17 protein-coding genes are annotated in these 18412 nt (G+C 62.7%); 7 read left to right on the forward strand and 10 right to left on the reverse strand.

Features of this window, described 5'->3' with window-relative positions:
- The first annotated feature begins 34 nt into the window (after positions 1-34).
- A complete protein-coding gene (locus KIP88_RS28800; protein WP_214491484.1) occupies positions 35-3358 on the forward strand; it encodes an AAA family ATPase in 3324 nt (1107 codons plus the stop codon).
- Positions 3359-3390: 32 nt separating this feature from the next.
- Here KIP88_RS28800 and KIP88_RS28805 read toward each other — a convergent pair whose 3' ends face one another.
- Positions 3391-5181, reverse strand: coding sequence for a peptide ABC transporter substrate-binding protein (locus tag KIP88_RS28805; RefSeq protein ID WP_214491485.1), 1791 nt, complete (start codon positions 5179-5181; stop codon positions 3391-3393).
- Between the two features lie 349 nt (positions 5182-5530).
- Positions 5531-5731, reverse strand: a complete 201-nt coding sequence (locus KIP88_RS28810; RefSeq protein ID WP_214491486.1) for a hypothetical protein — start codon at positions 5729-5731, stop codon at positions 5531-5533.
- Between the two features lie 273 nt (positions 5732-6004).
- Here KIP88_RS28810 and KIP88_RS28815 point away from each other — a divergent pair, with 273 nt between their 5' ends.
- The gene (locus tag KIP88_RS28815; RefSeq protein ID WP_249791083.1) at positions 6005-7171 is read left to right on the forward strand and encodes a kelch repeat-containing protein; all 1167 of its coding nucleotides are present in this window, start codon (positions 6005-6007) and stop codon (positions 7169-7171) included.
- Positions 7172-7177: 6 nt separating this feature from the next.
- On the opposite strand, the gene KIP88_RS28820 is transcribed toward KIP88_RS28815, so the two are convergent.
- Positions 7178-8878 (reverse strand): caspase family protein, encoded by a 1701-nt coding sequence (locus tag KIP88_RS28820; RefSeq protein WP_214491487.1) that lies wholly within the window; start codon positions 8876-8878, stop codon positions 7178-7180.
- The gene (locus tag KIP88_RS28825; protein ID WP_249791094.1) at positions 8875-9504 is read right to left on the reverse strand and encodes a DUF3592 domain-containing protein; all 630 of its coding nucleotides are present in this window, start codon (positions 9502-9504) and stop codon (positions 8875-8877) included. Before KIP88_RS28825 ends, KIP88_RS28820 begins: the two co-directional genes overlap by 4 nt.
- Positions 9505-9689: 185 nt before the next feature.
- Here KIP88_RS28825 and KIP88_RS28830 point away from each other — a divergent pair, with 185 nt between their 5' ends.
- Positions 9690-10757, forward strand: coding sequence for a lytic transglycosylase domain-containing protein (locus KIP88_RS28830; protein WP_214491489.1), 1068 nt, complete (start codon positions 9690-9692; stop codon positions 10755-10757).
- 79 nt (positions 10758-10836) lie between these two features.
- Here KIP88_RS28830 and KIP88_RS28835 read toward each other — a convergent pair whose 3' ends face one another.
- Complete coding sequence (locus KIP88_RS28835) at positions 10837-11157, reverse strand: hypothetical protein (protein WP_214491490.1); 321 nt, start codon at positions 11155-11157, stop codon at positions 10837-10839.
- A 166-nt stretch (positions 11158-11323) separates the two neighbouring features.
- Between KIP88_RS28835 and KIP88_RS28840 the strand changes: the two genes are divergently transcribed.
- A complete protein-coding gene (locus KIP88_RS28840; protein WP_214491491.1) occupies positions 11324-11530 on the forward strand; it encodes a hypothetical protein in 207 nt (68 codons plus the stop codon).
- Positions 11531-11574: 44 nt separating this feature from the next.
- Here the strand turns inward: KIP88_RS28840 and KIP88_RS28845 are convergent, their stop codons facing one another.
- Genes KIP88_RS28845 through KIP88_RS28860 form a run of 4 tightly spaced genes read right to left on the reverse strand, consistent with a single transcriptional unit; the run spans position 11575 to position 14648 of the window.
- Positions 11575-12381 carry a molybdate ABC transporter substrate-binding protein gene (locus KIP88_RS28845; RefSeq protein ID WP_283848535.1) on the reverse strand — a complete coding sequence of 269 codons (807 nt, stop codon included), beginning with the start codon at positions 12379-12381 and terminating at the stop codon, positions 11575-11577.
- A complete protein-coding gene (locus KIP88_RS28850; RefSeq protein ID WP_214491564.1) occupies positions 12381-13208 on the reverse strand; it encodes a substrate-binding domain-containing protein in 828 nt (275 codons plus the stop codon). Before KIP88_RS28850 ends, KIP88_RS28845 begins: the two co-directional genes overlap by 1 nt.
- Positions 13209-13230: 22 nt before the next feature.
- Positions 13231-13953 (reverse strand): ATP-binding cassette domain-containing protein, encoded by a 723-nt coding sequence (locus KIP88_RS28855; protein ID WP_214491565.1) that lies wholly within the window; start codon positions 13951-13953, stop codon positions 13231-13233.
- A gap of 2 nt (positions 13954-13955) precedes the next feature.
- Positions 13956-14648 carry an ABC transporter permease gene (locus tag KIP88_RS28860; RefSeq protein WP_214491493.1) on the reverse strand — a complete coding sequence of 231 codons (693 nt, stop codon included), beginning with the start codon at positions 14646-14648 and terminating at the stop codon, positions 13956-13958.
- Positions 14649-14731: 83 nt separating this feature from the next.
- On the opposite strand from KIP88_RS28860, the gene KIP88_RS28865 reads away from it, so the two are divergent.
- Both KIP88_RS28865 and KIP88_RS28870 read left to right on the forward strand, forming a co-directional pair.
- Positions 14732-15625 carry a helix-turn-helix transcriptional regulator gene (locus tag KIP88_RS28865; RefSeq protein ID WP_249791085.1) on the forward strand — a complete coding sequence of 298 codons (894 nt, stop codon included), beginning with the start codon at positions 14732-14734 and terminating at the stop codon, positions 15623-15625.
- 111 nt (positions 15626-15736) lie between these two features.
- Complete coding sequence (locus KIP88_RS28870; protein ID WP_214491494.1) at positions 15737-16135, forward strand: hypothetical protein; 399 nt, start codon at positions 15737-15739, stop codon at positions 16133-16135.
- A gap of 133 nt (positions 16136-16268) precedes the next feature.
- Here KIP88_RS28870 and KIP88_RS28875 read toward each other — a convergent pair whose 3' ends face one another.
- Complete coding sequence (locus KIP88_RS28875) at positions 16269-17537, reverse strand: threonine ammonia-lyase (protein WP_214491495.1); 1269 nt, start codon at positions 17535-17537, stop codon at positions 16269-16271.
- 160 nt (positions 17538-17697) lie between these two features.
- On the opposite strand from KIP88_RS28875, the gene KIP88_RS28880 reads away from it, so the two are divergent.
- On the forward strand, positions 17698-18375 hold the full coding sequence (locus KIP88_RS28880; RefSeq protein ID WP_374226524.1) for a response regulator: 678 nt from the start codon (positions 17698-17700) through the stop codon (positions 18373-18375).
- Positions 18376-18412: the final 37 nt, after the last annotated feature.

The raw sequence follows: 18412 nt of genomic DNA on the forward strand, positions 1-18412 counted from the left end.
ACGAGCGGACGTCGAACCCAGCGAGGGCGCCAATATGGCACAACTTCGCGAGTGGCTTGAGGCGCGAGGACTGGGGCGCTACGCCGACGCGCTGCTGGCTCAGGACATCGAACTCGACATCCTGCCCGAACTGACAGATGCAGACCTCACGGCGGCCGGCCTGCCGGTTGGCGCCCGCAAGCGCCTGCTCCAGGCGATTGAGGGACTGCGCAACCTCGCGGACCCAGCGATGCGGTCAATGGCGTCGCCTACGATCGTTCCGACAGCGGAGTCAGCAACTGAAGCGGAACGGCGGCAACTGACCGTGCTTTTTTGCGACGTGGTCAACTCGACCCACCTCGCTGAAACGTTGGACCCGGAAGATCTGCGAAATCTGCTGCTGTCATTTCAGAAAGTGTGCGTAGAGGCGGTTCAGCGTCATGAAGGGCAAATTGGCCTTTTCATCGGCGACGGCGTGAACGCCTATTTTGGTTATCCAAGGGCCCACGAGGATTCCGCCCAGAGTGCAGTCCAGGCAGGCCTCGACATCATGGCCGGACTAACGGAGCTTCGAACAGCCAGCCTCGAAGCGCGCTGCGGCGTCCACACTGGCCCGGTTGTTGTCGGTGAACTGGGAATTGGCGAGAAGCGCCTCAGTGACGGTATCGTCGGCGAGGCGCCAAATATTGCCGCGCGGCTGCAAGCCTTGGCACCGCCGGGCAGCCTGGTCATGAGCGAGGCGACGCTGCGCCTCGTCGAGGGCTTCTTCGAGATTGAGCCGCTTGGCCCGCAAATGCTCAAGGGCGTCAGCTCGCCGATTGCAATCTATCGGGTGCTGCGCCCCAGCGCCGCGCCCAACCGCTTTGAGGCGAGAAGCGGACAATTCTTGACCCCACTCGTCGGTCGCGAGACCGAACTCGGCTTTCTCACCAAACGGTGGGAGAACGCGATGGAAGGCGAGGGCCAGGCCGTGCTGCTGCAGGGAGAAGCCGGCATCGGCAAATCCCGCTTGCTGCAGACGCTTCGCATGCAGCTTCGCGAAGCGCCGCACACCGAGATTGTCTTTTATGGTTCTCCACAACATCAGGCCAGCGCGCTTTGGCCGGTGATCCAGCAACTGCATCGGGCGCTGGGTTTTGCCGGCGAGAAGGATGACGTGACGCGGCGCGAGCGCCTCCGACACTTTCTCGGCGATCTCGATTTGGACAGCGCCGATGTGGTCGAACCGCTCGCCATGCTGCTGGGCCTTACTGCGGATCCGGCGTGGAATGCCGGCCCAGCGGATCCTGAACAGGTTCGCCGGGTTGTCTTCGCTGCCCTGTCGCGGCTTATCTCTGCAGTGCAGCGGAGAAGCCCCGTCCTTGTGATTGTCGAGGACGCCCACTGGATTGATCCTTCGACCATAGAACACGTCGGTCAAATGCTCACGGACATGGCGTCCCAACGGCTTTTCGTTCTGCTGACCGCGCGACCGGAGTTTGAAGCGCCGTGGTCGAACTCGTCGCAGATGGTGACCTTGCCACTCGCCAGGCTCAGCCGCCGCGAGACCGAAGTGATGATTCGTCGCGTCGCGCCCGATGATCTGCCGGCAGCCATGGTGGCGCAACTGGTCGCCAAGACCGACGGTGTGCCGCTATTCATCGAAGAGCTAACTAAGTCGGTGGCCGAAAGCAGGAGTAATTTCGGCTTCGGCGCGGCCATCGAGATCCCCGCGACCTTGCAGGCCGCGCTACACACCCGTTTGGATCGTCTGGCGCCGATCCGGCAAATCATTCAGGTGGCGGCACTTTTGGGCCGGGTGTTCGATGCCGATCTTCTGATCGCGGTGACCCAGCGAGACGCTGCCGCGGTTAAGCGGGCACTGCACGACCTGATCGAGGCCGAGCTTATCTATCCGCGGAGAAATCCCCACTGCGAAAGCTTTCAGTTCAAACACGCACTGATCCAGGACGCGGCAACCGACACCCTTCTTCGTAATCAACGGGCCCAATTGCACCGCCAGATCGCGGTTGCCCTGGTCGAGCTGCGCGCCGATGCGGTTGAGCGTAACCCTGAGGTCCTGGCGCACCATCTTCAGAAAGCCGGCGATTGGGGTGGCGCGCTCGAACACTGGCAACAGGCGGGGTCGGCCGCCATGTCCAGGGCTGCCGCCCGGGAAGCTGTCTCGCACTTTGCCAATGCGATTGACTGCAGCAAGAGACTAGACGAAGTGTCCGGCGGCGCCGAGCGGATGACACGTCTCCACCTGGCGATGGCCAATGCCTTGATGCAGTCGGAAGGCTATCGTTCTGAGCGCCTTACTCAGGCGCTTGATGCTGCACGTCGGGCCGCCGCGAACACTGCATTGGTCGAATTGCAGTGTGAAGTGGCTATATCGTTTGCTGCTTTTTTTTATGCTACCGGGCGCAATCGCGATTATCTGACACTCGCCGATGAGCAACTAGAAAATCACGCAGATCTACTACCGCCGGCCTACGTGAGCGGCCTTTGGTCGACGAAGGGGTTTGCCCATTTTAACCGAGGCGAATGGCGCTTCGCGCTCGACGCCCTGCATAAGGCCCGAGGCCTGATTGATCGGGCTGACGCTGGTCGACGTATTTTGCTAGGCGGCGCGGATCAACTCATACCAACCGAGGGCTATTTTTTCCGATCGCTGGTTTTGATGGGTTTTGTTGATGAGGCCGTCAAAGCGACGGAGCGCTTTGTTCAAGCGATTGACCAGTTTGAGAAGCCCTTCGACATCGTCTGGGCTCTTATGGTGAAATGCAGTTTGTGCGCGCTGCTCGGCCAAAACGATGTGCTGCTGCAGGACGCGGCAAAGATAATCGAGATCAGCGAACGGCATGGTTACACGGCCCGGCTTGGCAACGGTCTTTCATTACGGGGACTTGCTCGGTCGCGATTGGGTGAACTGGATGCCGGTATCGCCGATGCCCGCGAGGGGATGGTGCTTTGGCGTAGTCGTGGCATTGTATCTACCACTGCCGAGCTAATATGCTGGCTGTGTGATCTTCTGGTGCGGGCGGGCCGCCTCAAGGAGGCATCACAACTGCTGGATGAGGCCGACACCCTCATTATCGATACCGACGAAGCATGTGCTTTGGTTGAATGCATCCGCATTCGCGGCCAAATCGCCGCTTGCAGAAACGATATGATCGGCGCGGTGCGCTTATTCGAAAAAGCGATTGCTGTTTCCCAGTGCCAAGAAGCGCGACTATTCGAGCTCCGTGCCACAACACAATTAGCAACAGTCCTCGCACGTCTAGGGCGTACCCAGGAGGGTGAGGCGCGGCTGCGCACCATCATCGATGCATTCGATACCAAACACGAAATCGTCGATCTCGTTGCCGCACGAAAAGCATTGCACACGTTGCGCTGATCCGCAGCTTCGGTCGGCAAGCCAGCCCGCTCTCACCCCTCCCGATACCAGCTCGCCAGCTGCCACAGATCATTGTCCCAGCCCGAGATATGCGCTGTCAGCTTGCCGCTGAGCGCTGCGACGCGGGTGCGGGAGATGATGGGCTGGATGTAATTATCTGACACGACGAGGTCGTTGAGCCTGATGAACAGCGCGGCGCGCTTCACCGCGTCGAGCTCCTGCTCGACCTGCTTGTAGATCTCGTCATATTCCTTGCTTTGCCAGCGCGAGACATTGCGCCCCTGCCACTTGTTGTCCTTGTTCGCCACCTGCCACGACACATACTGGTTCATGAAGAACTGCGGATCGGCCTGCGGCATGGTGGTGTTGTACATCTGCGCGTCGCAATAGAAATGCGGGTAGGTGTCGGGATTGCCGGCGTCGGAGGAGAAGAACACCGATCCCACCACCGACTTCAGTTCGACGTCGATGCCCGCTTTCTGGCACGCCTGCTTGACGATGGCCTGGGTCTTCTGCCGGGGTGCATTGATCGAGGTCTGGAATACGAACTTCAGCGGCTTGCCGTCCTTGGCGCGAATGCCGTCGCCGCCCTTTTTCCACCCCGCGGCCTCGAGGATCTGGTTGGCCTTCTCGATGTTGAATTCGAACTTGGTGTTCTTCGACCGGAAGCGCGGCGGGTTGTTGAGGAAGTTCGCGGTGGCGAGCGCCGTGCGGCCATAGATGAATTTCTCGATCGACGCGCGATCGATCAGGAGATTGATGGCCTGGCGCACGGCCGGATCGCTGAACAGCGGATGTTTGGTCTTGATGCTGGCGCGCTCACCGTCGACCTCGACCGCAGGATCGGTCGAGTTGAGCTGCATGAATTCGACATTACCTGACGGCGTGATGTTGATCCTGCCCTTTCCGAGGGCTTCCATCTTCAGCAGGATCTCGTCTTCGACCTGCATGTTCCAGGCATAGTCATATTCGCCGGTCTGCAGCACCGCGCGCGCCGCCGACACCGCATCGCCGCCGCCCTTGACCTCCACCTCGTCGAAATGCGGCCGGTTGGCGACGTGGTAGTTGGGATTGATTTTTGCGCGGAGCATGTCGCCCGGTTTGAAATCCACGAACATATAGGGGCCGGTACCGACCGGCTTCAGATTGTTCGGCGCCTCGCGCGATTTGGCACCGACGTAATCCTTGAACAGGTGTTTTGGGATGATCATGCCATAGGCGCTGACAAAGGCATCGGCCCAGAATGGTGTCGGCTTGGCAAAAACGAGGCGGACGGTGAAGTCGTCGATCTTTTCGACCGTGATGTCCTTGTAGCTGCCGATCGAGACCGACGCGGTCTCCGGCGTTTTGGCATATTCCCAGTTGAACACGACATCGTCTGCCGTGAACGGCATGCCGTCATGCCATTTGACGCCGCGTTTCAGCTTCCAGATCACGGAGCGGCCGTCCTCGGCCAATCCGTCATTCTCCTTGCTCGGAATCTCGGCCGCGAGGATCGGCACCAGATTGCCGTCGCCATCCCATCCTGCCAGCGGCTCGTAGAATATCCGGGAGCCTTCCTGGTCCTTGGTGCCGACGGCGAAATGCGGATTGAGCAGGGTCACGGCCTGCCAATACATCAGTTTCAGCACACCGCCGCCGCCGGCCTTGGTCGGCTTGTAGGGAAGCGCGGTCGCGGCCATCGCGACCCCGGACTGGCTCAGCATCATCCCGGCCATCGGCGCCGAAAGGCCTGCGGCGATCATTCGCTGGACAAAGGCCCGCCGCGACAACTGACCGGTCTTGACGTCTGCAATCAGGTTTCGAAGTTCCCGCTCCTTCATTGGGCCGGCTCCTTAACTGTGCTGAATGTCCCGTTACTCTCGATCAAGGAAATGGATCAGGTCAGCGCGAACCTGTCAAAGCAGGATCCGCGCCATCCCGTCATGCCAGGCTCAACCGAGACAAGGTGACGCGGCATCAGGTGGCAGTGCACCTAATTCACACGTCACGCCTTCGCGGGCATCGCCTGCGAATGAAGTGCACTGGCCCCGAAATTTTCTCGAACAGGGCTCTTGGATTGAGAGCGGCGACAGCAGACGAATGGAGATTCGGCTGATGACGATGAACGTACGAGGATAGTCTGGAACGGCGGATGACGCCTTCGGCTCCAATCCGCCTTACGCGCCTGGCTCAAGCTGTTGGTGCGACGGCTCCCTCGCCGCCGATCGCGCGGTCCAGGGCGTCGATCAGTATCTGAATCTCGATGAACTTGTTGCGGGCCCGTTCGGCCTTGTCGCGGTCAAAGGGAGCGGCCAGCACCTTCGCGTGCGCGTCCCTGTCCTCGAGCATGCGCGCACGGGCTTTATTCAGCGTTTCAAGTCGCTCGCTCATTTTGGGCTTCTTTCCTGGGAGGGATGGGCGCCACGCTGCCGGCGCGAGTCTCATGCGTACACCGATCCAGTCCCTGGCGCCATCGATCAATGGCGCGGCGTCAAGCTGAAGGTTAAGCCGGCGCCGCCGCATAGTTTCGGGAACCGTGACAGTCGTACCGACATCACCTGCAATTGAGTGCATTGGCAACACGGTTCGCGGAGTTGTTGTCTTGACCGCACTCGCCTTTGTTACGACCATCGATCATCCAGCTACGCCAGCTCAGGAGCTCTTATGTCTTCGACATCCAATCTGCCGCGTCTGAACAGGAGAGCTTTTGTTGCCGCGGCTGCCGGCGCGGCGATCGGTTGCGCGCCGGCGCTGGCGCAGCATTCGGGCCATGGCACACCGTCGGGCACGGCGTTGCCTGAAGCAGCCCCCTCCTCCGACCCGTTTGCCCGGCTTCAGGGCGGCACGCCGCATCACCTCACGACCGAGCAGATTGCCCAGCGAAGAGTGGAAAGCCCCGCGCCGAAGGGACCGCAGGGACACTGGACCGCCAAGGCGGCGTTGCCGCTGCCGCGAAGTGAAATGGCCTGGGCTACCGCCTGGGCGGGGCGCATGCATATTGTCGGCGGCTATGGCGAAGGACGCGTCGACCGCGCCTATCACCATGTTTACGATCCCAAAGACGACCGCTGGTTCAACGCCGCGCCATTGCCGCGCGGCGCCAACCATGTCGCCGTCGTGGCGGATGCTGGCCGGGTCTACGCGCTTGGCGGCTTCATCGAGCAGAACCGCAATCCGGATCCGAATGCGTTTTTCTACGATGTGGCGGCCGACAAGTGGACGACCATCGCGCCACTGCCGCGGTCGCGCGGCGCGGCCGCAGCCGTCGCGCTTGACGGCAAGATACATCTGATCGGCGGCGCCGGCGCCCCGACCAACGAGCGCGCCAGCGTCGGCTGGCATGAGGTCTACGATCCGCAAACCGACAAGTGGGAAATCCGCAAGGCGCTGCCGGCGGCGCGCGACCATGTCGGGGCTGTCGCCCATAACGGCATGATCCATATCATCGGCGGCCGCTTCAACACATTCGAATACAACACCGATCTTCACCACGTTTACCTGCCCGTATCAGACACATGGAAGGAGCGCGCGCCGCTGCCCACGGCGCGTTCCGGCCACGGCCTCGTCGTCTACCGCGACCGCTTCTTCGCCATGGGCGGCGAATACGGCGTGCAGGACAAAGGCCAGATATCGCAGGGCGTCGTATTCGGTCAGATGGAAAGTTACGATCCCGCGACGAACACCTGGCAGTCTCATGCAGCAATGACGACGCCGCGGCACGCGGTGGGCGCCACCACCATTGGCGATGCCATCTATGTTGCGGGCGGAGGCGCGGTGACAGGCGGCTCAGTCCAGTCGTCCGTGCACGAAGCGTTTACGCTGGCGGTTTGATCGCTTTTACCGGTTGGCCGTCGCAGCGGTGCGGAAGTAGAAGGGTTCACTCGGCAGCGAGCCATACACGAATGGTTCCTGCTGCCGTCCGGTTGCCGCTAGCACGTCGTCGCGAACGAAGCGGAACAGCATTGACACCTCCAGGCCCGGCTGCTTCAGCCGCTTGAGGAGCGCTTTCATGAACGGACTGTTGCCATCATCGCCGTCGTGCGCCACCTGGCCGGCTTTCGCCGCATAGGCGACCATGGTTCCGCCTTCAGGCTCCACCCGCGCCAACCCCGTGCCCAGCGAACGCGTGCTGTTGGTGAAACGCATCTGAGGCGCGAAGGGATTATTGCGACAGGCATCCAGCACGATCAGCCGCAATCCCCGCACACCCTCGATCGCAGCGCTAAGCTCGTCGATGGATACCGCTTCGAGACGTACGTCGCGATCAGTCTTGAACTGCGCATCAACAGGTGCGAGCCAGTTGACGCCGCCCATCTCGAGTCCGTGACCGGCAAAATAGATCACTGCCCAGTCGGACGTTTCGGCGTCCTTCGCGAACGCGCGCAGCGCGGCGAACATCTGTTCGCGCGCGACATCACGTAGCAGCGTCACCTTGCGGAAGCCCAGCGCATCGAACTCCGCCGCCAGTGCTTCCGCGTCACGGCCGGAATTGGTGAGCGGCGCTACGTTCTGATAAGCCGCATTGCCGATCACCAGCGCGACCCGATTGCTCCGCTCGCGCGACGGCGTTGCACCCGGCGCGACCGGTTCGCCGAGGGGCGGCGCCATTGCGCTGTCCACCTCGCGCACGAGCTGCTCCGCCTCGCGGAACAATTCCGCGGCGTCCGGGCTGGACAGCGGCAGCCGGCGCGCGGTGGACAGCGCATCCCGCGCGGCCGCGACATTGTTCGTTCGGGCCAAGGCCACGCTCTTCAGGGCAAACGCTTCGGCGTTGTTCGGGTCGATCTTGAGCAGCGCATCCAGCACAGGAAGAGCTTCCGAATGGCGCTGCAGCGCCACGAGGGATTTACCGTGCAGCAGGCCAATGTCGGCGTACATCTTCTGCTGCGAAAAATTGACGGTGGCTCGGGTGGCGCGAGCCCGCGCAACCTGCCGGAGCGCCTCATCGGGACGGCTGAGTTGCAGCAGGAAGTCGGCCCGGTTGATGAAATTGTAGACATCGCCAGGTTGCAACCTGGCCGCATGGTCGAGGTCGGCCTGGCTCTCCGCGATGTTGCCACGCCGGACAAACGCCGCGGCGCGGTTGCGCAGCGCGCCGGCACGGTCCGAATTGTTGTTCGCCATGGCGAGCGCCTGGGTGGCGTCCTTGATGGCGAGATCGAATTGGCCTAGGCCACTGCGGATGGTGCTCCGGTTCAGCCAGGCGTCCACGAAGGACGGGTTGTCTTCAAGCGACTTGTCGCAGTTAGCCAGTGCGTTCCGATAGTCGTGCCCCAGGATGTAACGGTAGCACCGATTGTAGTACGCGGTCGCACGCTCGCGCGCGGGTATGCCGCGTGTGTTGATGATCGCCATGCAGGCGGTGAGCCCGGCCTCACCGTCGTTGTTGCGGCAGGTCTTCCATAGCTTCGACCTGTCGCCGGGTGCCGCAGCAAATGCGCTAACGGCAGGCAGCGACACCACGAGCGCCAGCAGAAGCGTCATACTGTGCGTTGGCCGCAATACGCGCCAGTGCGCAATCTGCCGAAACGCGATCATGAATGGGTTCTGCCGAAGGCGGCCCCGCCTTCCGGCGAGGGCCGGATGGCCACGTCCGCCAGGCGCGGCGCATCGAGAACCCGTGACGCCCAATTACTCATCGCGATCATGGCCGCTCCGATCGCGAAGAAAATCGTTCCGATGAAGGACAGGATGATTGGGGTCAACCAGAGCGACAGCACGCCCCGGATAGTGGCGGCGCCCGGCGCCGCCGGATCATAGACGACCGAGACGACCTCGCCGGTGCGGTAAGCGGGTGGATTGGTGCGCAGGCCGGACTGGAATTCATGTGTGCTGCCGTCCGCCGTCTCGAAGCGCACAATCGGCGAAAATAGATAACCCTTGTCGTCGCTGTCCCGCATGCGCACCATCTCGATCACCACGCCTTCCACTTCGAGGGTGCGTGCGAGCCAGATTTTCGTGCTCCAGACAGACCAGGCGGCTGCGAGCAACAGCAACAGGCCAATCGGTATCAACGCGAACTTGCCAAGGCGGCTGAGGAAAATCGTCGGGTGTTCCATCGATCGGTCCTGCGGCGGCGAGCGTGGTGCGCTTGTAGGCCTGTATCTGTCTGGAGGGCGGCCGAAAGGTTCAACGAAAATTGCACCAGCGACTAGCGGCAGCATGGCCACGCCGAACGCTGCACCGACGCGGCGTAAAGCGATGCAGGCAATCGGCCCACGCACGCGCATTTTGCAGGTTCCAATCGGTAGAACTACGGGTGAGAAAACACCTCACCGCCGCAGTTCATCCGCGAAATGTCCACATCCGACTTCTATCCGGCGGGCCTCACACCCATGGATGGAAGTTGATGCGATATCTTTTCGCCGCCGTGATTGCTGTGTTCGTGATCACGCTGGATTTTGAAAGTTCCAACATCAGGTCAGTATGGACGGAACCATCTTTCGTCGTCGCCGAAGCGCAATCGGAACCCACGGCCATATCGAATTCGCACAGTGGAACTGTGACCGCGTCCGTTGAGTCTTCGCTTGCGTCGGACAAGACAAATGTCGTTGCCGCGCCATACGAGAAGGCAACGGCAGCCGATGCAGATGCTCATGCAGCCGCCGCGGTCGACAACGAGTCCAAGTCAGCGTCGGGAGACAACGAGGCCAAGCCAGCGGACGTGATCTGCGAAACGGTCAAGGCTGCCGCCGAGGAACACGATATTCCGATCGGATTCTTCGTGCGCCTGCTCTGGCAGGAAAGCAGGTTTCGTTCCGAAGAAGTCAGTTCGGCCGGCGCGCAGGGCATTGCCCAATTCATGCCGCAGACGGCCGTCGAAATGGGTCTGAGAAACCCGTTCGATCCACTGCAGGCGATCCCTGCGTCGGCAAAATTTCTTCGCAAGCTTTACAATCAGTTCGGCAATCTCGGGCTTGCGGCGGCAGCGTATAATGCGGGCGGCGGCAGGATCGCGAAGTGGCTTTCACGACGCAGTTCACTGCCTGCGGAAACGCGCGCCTACGTCAAGATCATCACCGGCCACAAGGCCGAAGCGTGGACTGCCGAAGAGAGCACCGTCTTCATGCCGACCGATCTGCCAAAGAAGGCGCCATGCGAGGGCGTTGGCGGGCTGTCGCGGCAAGATCAGATCGCCGCCGTAAACGTCGACCTGACGCCTTCCGCCAGCGCGATGGTGCGCAAGGCGGAGACTGATGATGCCGAGGACAAGAAGAACGTGTCCGTGAGGAAACTACGCGTTGCAAGCTCGGCGGCCAGACGTGCCGGGCCGGCATCACGAAAGGCAAATGCCCGCGCTGTCCTGCTGGCAGGAAAGGTGGCGCGCAAGTCAGGGAAACAAGCCGCCGTGCGTGTCGCGTCAGATTCTTCTACCGGCGGCCGAACGAAGTCATCGAGGGCGGCACGGGAATTGTAGCTGTTGCCATCAAGCTGCCCGAAACGAAAGAAGCCCGCGTTGTTGCTCGCGGGCTTCTTTGTATTGTCAGCCTGCCCTGTTACCAGCCGCGATATCCGCCGCTGCCGAAGCTGAAGGTTACGCCGGGGCCGCCGCCATAGTAGCGGGGTCCGTAGTAACCGTACTGACGCGGCGCATAGTAGCCGTAGCTGTTGTAGTACGGCCGATAGTGACGGTGGCGCCAGTGGTGATGGTGATGGCCATGCCAATGCCGATGGCGGTATTGCGCACTGATGTCAGTCGAGGTGCGCGTGGCATCCGTCGAGGATTTCGACTTCACCGCATTGTCGGCGGCGTAGGCCGCGGAACCTCCCATCAGAGCGGCGGCACCAACGGCGAACACGATAGCTAACTTCTTCATCATCGAACTCCAGTGAACGTGTGAAGACTAACCGGCCGGCGCGCGTGACGTTCCGGCGTGCGACATAAAGACCGCACTCGTTGCCTGAACGAATGTTCACGTAGATTAACGCTTCTGCGACGAGAGTAGCGTTGTTCGATCATGCAGCGGGCCGTAAGAATCAGCGGTGACCGAAAAGCAGCGACAGTGCCGATGTGGCGCGATCTATCATCGCACCGAAGCGATGGCGCCTTCGCGCGAGATCGACAGTTTTGAATGCACGGCTTGCGGCGTGACTCTCGAAAAGTGGGATACCGCGTGGGTGCCGACCTATCGACTGATCGCAGAGCCTGCGATCGAGATCACAGAGCCTGCGATCAAGCCCGAGAAGTAGAGTAGCGCGATGGCGACGAGGCCTGAGCGGAGCTCGGAAATCCCCTATTGCGGCGGCGCCGGCGCGGCAAAACCGTGCCCCGCGAGCGTGCGCTGGCCTTCCGCCGACAGGATGAAAAGCGCGAATTTGTAGGCCGGCGCCGAGGCGCCGTTCATCACGGTCAGTCCGTAATCGGCGCCGACCGCGAGCGCGTCAGGCAGTTGCACGATCTGTTGCGTTGGATTTTCCCGCTGCGCGGCGAGCGCATTGGTGCAATAGGTCAGGAAGATATCGGCGGCGCCTTGTGCGACGAGATCGCCATAGACCGAGCGGCCCTGCGGCGCGGGCGGGCTCGTAGGCCCACCGGTAAGCTGCAGCGCTTTCTTCTCGAGCATAGTTGAGCTGCCCGCCTTGAGCTTCTCGGCTTTGCGAAACACCTCCCAGGCGTAATCGCCTGAAGGATCGGCCTTCGGCGTCGAGGTACCGAGCTTCACCGAGGAATCGAGCATGCGGTCGAGAAGAGATGCCGGCGTGACTTCAAGGCCGGGCCGCGCCAGCGCGCACAGCCGGTTTCGCGCGAACAGCACCACAGGTCCGCTGCGCTTCTCTGCGGCCAGCGCCTGCGGGTGCTCCATGTTGGCGGAGGCAAACACTTCCGCTTTTGCGCCAGTGGCGATCTCGTCTTTCAACAGGCCGGATGCGGCGAACTTCGCCTGCACCTTGCCAAGGCCCGCGACTTCGAAAGCGTTTGCCACCTCAGTCAGCGCCGCGCGCAGGCTGCCGGCGGCGTGGAGCAATACCGTTTCCTCTGCCATCGCAGGCGCCATCGTGACCAGGAGAACCGCAATCGCTGCCGAAAGCCGCGTCCGCATCACGCGCCGGAATCGCTGGCGTTGGGATAGAACAACTGTTCGCCGTTGATCTTGTACTCGGCGATGGCCTTCTGGCCCTCCGACGACACCAGCCAGTCGATCAACTGCTGGCCGAGATCCTTCTTGACGCTCGGATGTTTTTCCGGGTTCACCAGCATGACGCCGTACTGGTTGAACAGCCGCTTGTCGCCTTCGACCGCGATCACGAGATCGCCGCGGTTCTTGAACGACAGCCAGGTGCCGCGATCGGCGAGCACATAGGCGTTGGAGGCCGATGCGGTGTTCAGCGCCGCGCCCATGCCCTGCCCGATCTCCTTGTACCAGGGCCCTTTGTCCTTGGCGATGTCGACGCCGGCAACCTTCCAGAGGTTGACCTCCGCCTGATGCGTGCCGGATTTGTCGCCGCGCGAGATGAAGTCGGCGCCCTTGGCCTTGATCGCCGTGAGCGCTGCTGTGATGTCCTTCGTGCCTTTGATTCCGGCGGGATCGCCCTTCGGGCCGATCAGGATGAAGTCGTTGTACATCACGGGATAGCGCTTGACGCCAAAGCCTTCGGAGAGAAATTTTTCTTCCGCAGATTTGGCGTGGACGAACACCACGTCGGCATCGCCCCGGCGCGCGGTATCGAGCGCCTGTCCGGTGCCCTGCGCCACCACCTTCACGTCGATGCCGGTCTTGGCCTTGAACATCGGCAGGATGTGGCCGAACAGGCCGGAATCCTGCGTCGAGGTGGTGGACGCCACCACGATCGATTTCTCCTGTGCGGAGGCGTGGCCTGCGAATACGAGGCTGGCGGTCACCGCAATCAGTAAACGGCGAGTGAGCATCTTCATGGGTATTTTCCTTCCCTTAAACCAATAGTTCGCCCGCGAGGAATATCTTGGCCTCGGCGGTTTGCGGCCTGTCGAAGAACGATGCGGCGGCGGCGGTCTCCACGATGCGGCCGCGGTGGAGCATGACGATATCGCCGGCGAGCCTGCGGGCCTCACCGAGATCATGAGTCGCCATCACGACCTTGATGTTGCGTTCGCTGACGGCGCGGATGATGTCTTCCACTGCCTTGGTCGCGGTGGGGTCGAGGCTTGCGGTCGGCTCGTCCAGGAACAGCACCGCGGGATCGCGCGCGAGCGCCCGCGCCAGCGCCAGCCGCTGCTGCTCGCCGCCGGATAACCTTCGCGCGGCGCGATCCGCGAGATGACCGAGACCGACCAGTTCGAGAAGCTCAACGGTGCGGCGCGCATGCTCCGCGCGCGGGATTCCGGCGGCGCGCAGCGCGAAGCGGATATTGGCGGCAGCGCTGCGCCGGAGCATCGCCGGGCGCTGAAACACGATCGCGCGCTTCAGCGGCGGGACATTTTCCAGCCCGCCCCAGGTGATGCGCCCGCGCGAAGGCGCGAGCAGCCCCATCGCCACGCGCAGCAGCGTGGATTTTCCCGAGCCGTTGGGGCCGATCAGCATCGTGGGCGCGCCCGGCGCCAGCGTGAGCGCGATACGATCGAGGATCGTGACGGCGCCTGCCGTCACCGTGACGCCATCGAATACAATGGGCAGTTCGCTCGACGGCGCGCGCATGGTCATCCCGCCAGTCGTTCGCCGGCGCGGCGGGCGGTCCAGGCCAGCGCGTTGACGGCGATCACGATCGCGATCAGCACGAGGCCGAGGCCGACCGCGAGCGGCAGATCGCCCTTGGAGGTTTCCAGCGCAATCGCCGTCGTCATCGTGCGGGTAAAGCCTTCGATATTGCCGCCGACGATGATGATGGCGCCGACCTCCGCCGCCGCACGGCCGAAGCCGGCGAGCAGCGCCGTGACCAGGCTGAAACGCGCGTCCCAGATCAGCGCCGTGACCCGGCCGAGCGGGCCGAGATTCATCGCGGTGAGTTCATCGCGATATTCGATCCAGAGATCCTCGATGGTCTGCCGCGTCAACGCGGCGATGATCGGCATTACCAGCACTGTCTGCGCGATGATCATGGCGCGTGGGGTGAACAACAGACCGAACGAACCGAGCGGTCCGGAGCGCGACAGCGCGAGATAGACCGCGAGACCGACGACCACCGGCGGCAGGCCCATCAGAGCGTTGAGCAGCACGATGACGCCCTGGCGTCCCGGGAATTTCGTCAGGGCGATCCAGGCGCCCAGGGGAATGCCGATCAGCGCCGCCAGCACCACCGCGGACAAGCTCACATAGAGCGACAGCCGCACGATCGCGAACAGCGCGGGGTCGCCGCTGAGCACGAGTTGAAGGGCTGTTACGTCCTGAGGCATGGAGAATTCCGTTGAGCAAACATCTTGCGCAGATGGTACTGACATGGTCAATTTGCGGAAATGCTGCATGCGGGTGCATATTCATGCCTATGCGGGAACTCCTGACGACTGACGAGGCCGCCGATTATCTGCGGCTATCGGAACGCAAGCTTTACGAACTGGTCGCGGACCGCGCCGTGCCTTGCAGCAAGGTGACGGGGCGTTGGCTGTTTTCGCGCGCCGCGCTCGACCGGTGGGTGTCCGCCGGCCTGATCGCGCCCGCGGCGCTGGCGCAGGTGGCGGCACCGCCGATCGTCGGCGGCAGCCACGATCCGCTGCTGGAATGGGCGTTGCGCGAAAGCAATTCCGGCCTCGCCAGCCTGCCCGAAGGAAGCGAGGAAGGCCTGCGGCGGCTGACCCAGGGCGAGGTGATGGTCGCGGCCATCCACCTGCACCGCCTCGACGGCGATGACGAAACGGCCAATGTCGATGGAGTCGCCGATATGCCGGGGTTGCACGATGCGGTGGTGCTCGGCTTCGCGCGGCGCGAACAGGGCATTCTCGTTGCGCCCGGCAATCCGCTGGTCTTAAGCGACATGGCCTCGATCGCCACGTCGCGCGCGCGCATGGCGCAACGCCCGGCCGGCGCCGGCGCGCAATTGCTGCTGCTCGCACTATTGGCGCGCGCCGGCATCGCGCTCGACGACCTGAAACTGGCAAAGCCCGCCTTTCCGACCGGCCCCGACATCGCCCAGGCGATACGCGCGGGCCGCATCGATTGCGGGATCGCGACGCGAAGCGTGGCGAAATCGGCCGGGCTCGATTTCCTGCCGCTCACCTGGGAACGCTTTGATCTGGTGATGCGCCAGCGCGACTATTTCATGAAGGGGCCGCAGGCGCTGTTCGCCTTCATGCGCGCGACCACCCTGCGCGACCGGGCGGCCGAGCTCGGCGGCTATGATGTCAGCGATGCCGGCGTGGTGCGGCTCGTGAATTAGGGTGCGGACTTGTAGGCGCGCAGCCAAATGCGGCCACCGCCACGCCACCAAATCGCCTAACGACTCAACGACGCCTAGTGCAGCGGGCCGCGGGCACCAAGGGAGGAATTGATGGATACTCCAACGTCTGCCGCACTCGACGAGAAAACGCCTCCGCCAGAGGCGACTGTGGCGACACAACCCAGCAAAGAGAAATCGAATCCCTCCAACCCGCTGGAGATCAGCACCGAACGATTCAACTCGTCCGTCGCCCGGTTGACTACAAATTCGATAGACGAACTTCACAAGTTGGCTTTCGAACTCCAAAAAATGCAGGAATTCCTGAAGTCCGAGGTCGAAAGCGTGCAGCGCCAAATCGACAGCGCGGTGGCCGGAATCAATATCATCGTCGAAACCATCGGTCCGTGGAAAAGCATGGCGGGCTCACAAGCGCATCCGTCAGGCAATCGCAACGTCCGCGCAGGCGGACCGGCCGCCAACATTGAGCAACGCATTCGCGCCGGGCAGTAACGGGCTACAGGCGCCGCTCGGCGATATTTGCCGGCTGCGGTGGACTCTGGATGCAGCGCGTTTTCTAACAATGCCATTCTCAGTGCAGCGTTCTTTACGCGAATCGGTATCTGCTTCGCTCGAAAACGCTACGTTAGCGCCGCCCCGGCAGCCACGCGACAAATCCGGCCTCTTCGAGCCGCTTCATCACCTCGTTCAGATGCGCGCGGTCGCGCGTTTCGATCACGGCTTCGAGCAGCGTGCCCTTGGCCGGCAGGTCGGAGAACGTGCGCTGATGCGAGACCTCGATGATGTTGGCGCCGGCTTCGGCGAGTAGCGCCGAGACCGCGGCGAGTTGGCCGGGCCGGTCGACGATATCGATGGCGATCTGCGTCAGCCGTCCCTCGCGCGCGAGTTCGCGGGTCAGCACCGAGGCGATCAGCCGCGTATCGATGTTGCCGCCGGTCAGCACAAGGCCGACATTGCGTCCGGCAAAACGCTCCGGCGCCGCCAGCACCGCGGCAAGGCCCGCCGCGCCGGCGCCCTCGACCACGGTCTTTTCGATCGCGATCAGCATCGCCACCGCGCGCTCGATCTGATCTTCCGTGACGAGGACGATGTCGTCGACGAGATGGCGGATGATTTCGGTGGTGATCCGGCCCGGCGCCTTGACGGCGATGCCTTCGGCGAGCGTGTCGCCGCGCATCGGCAGGCTCTCGCCCTTGATGGCGTTATACATCGAAGGATAGAGCTGTGCCTGCACGCCTATGATCTGCAACTCCGGTTTCAGCGATTTGGCCGCGACCGCCATGCCGGAGATCAGCCCGCCACCGCCGATCGGAACCACCAGCGTATCGAGCTGCGGCACGGCAGCGAGCATTTCGAGCGCGATGGTGCCCTGCCCCGCGATGATCAAGGGGTCGTCGTAAGGGTGGATCATGGTGAGGTTCTGCGCCTTGCCATGCGTGCGCGCGAACTCGGCGGCCTCCTCCAGCGTCTTGCCGGAAATAATCGTTTCCGCGCCGTGACGCCTGGTGTTCTCGATCTTCACCATCGGCGTGCCGACCGGCATCACGATGCTCGCGGGAATAGCGAGCCTGTTGGCGTGATAGGCCACGCCCTGCGCATGATTGCCGGCCGACATCGCGATCACGCCGCGCTGTCGTTCATCCGGCGACAGCGCCAGCAGCCGGTTGAGCGCGCCGCGCTCCTTGAAGGTCGAGGTGAACTGCAGGTTCTCGAATTTGAGCCAGAGATGGCAGCCGCAGATCTCGCTCAGCGTCCGGCTCTGGTCGCATTCGGTGACGATGACCGAGCTGGAAATGGCAGCGGCCGCGGCTCTGACATCATCGTGCGTGACGGCAAGCCGGCCGGGTTCGGAAGCGTGCTGGTCCGGCGGGGCGTTTTTGGGGGCTTTCGGCATTTCGGGGGCCTCGTTGGGAGGCAATCGTATAGGCCTTTTCCGCTCGATCCGCCTCCTCCGAATCTCGTAAAAATCCGGCCCCATGAACATGGGTGTCGCAAAAAGCCGCCGCGGGGTTAAACTTGCGCGGGTCGCAGGGACAGGCGGCCGGAGTTTTCATATGAATTCATTGAACGATGAGCCGAAGGTTGAGGCCATCACGGTCGTGCTGCTCGAGGACGACGCGCCGACGCTTTGGCGGCTGCAGGACGCGCTGACCAAGGCCGGATATCAGGTCAGGGCCGCCGGCACGCTCGCTGAAGCCCGCGCCTGTCTCGCGCAAGGCGCGCCGAAAGTGCTGCTGACCGATCTGCAACTGCCTGATGGCCACGGCGTCGACCTGATCCGCGAAACCCGGCAACGTTTTCCCGACACCGAGATCATGGTGATCTCGATCCTCGGCGACGAAGAGAGCGTGATCTCGGCGATCACCGTCGGCGCCACCGGCTATCTGCTCAAGGACGCGTTCCCGACCGATATCGCGGCCACCGTGCGCGATCTCGTCGCCGGGCATTCGCCGATCTCGGCCTCGATCGCGCGCTTCATCGTGCGCCGGACCCAGAACACGCCCGAGCCGCCGCCCGGCCCCGTGCTCAACACCGCCAGACTGACGCCGCGCGAAATCGACATCCTCTGGGGAATCGCCAAAGGTTTCAGCTACGCCGAGATCGCCAGCCATCTCGGCCTGTCGCGCCAGACCGTGCCCGGGCATATCAAGAACATCTATCGCAAGCTCGAGGTTCATACCCGCGGCGAAGCGGTGTTCGAGGCGGTCCAGCAAGGCTTGATAAAGTTGTGAACGACCACGACGAGGACGCGACGGCGGAACAACTGCC

It is taken from the genome of Bradyrhizobium sp. SRL28 (assembly GCF_018596315.1).
Taxonomy (GTDB): domain Bacteria; phylum Pseudomonadota; class Alphaproteobacteria; order Rhizobiales; family Xanthobacteraceae; genus Bradyrhizobium.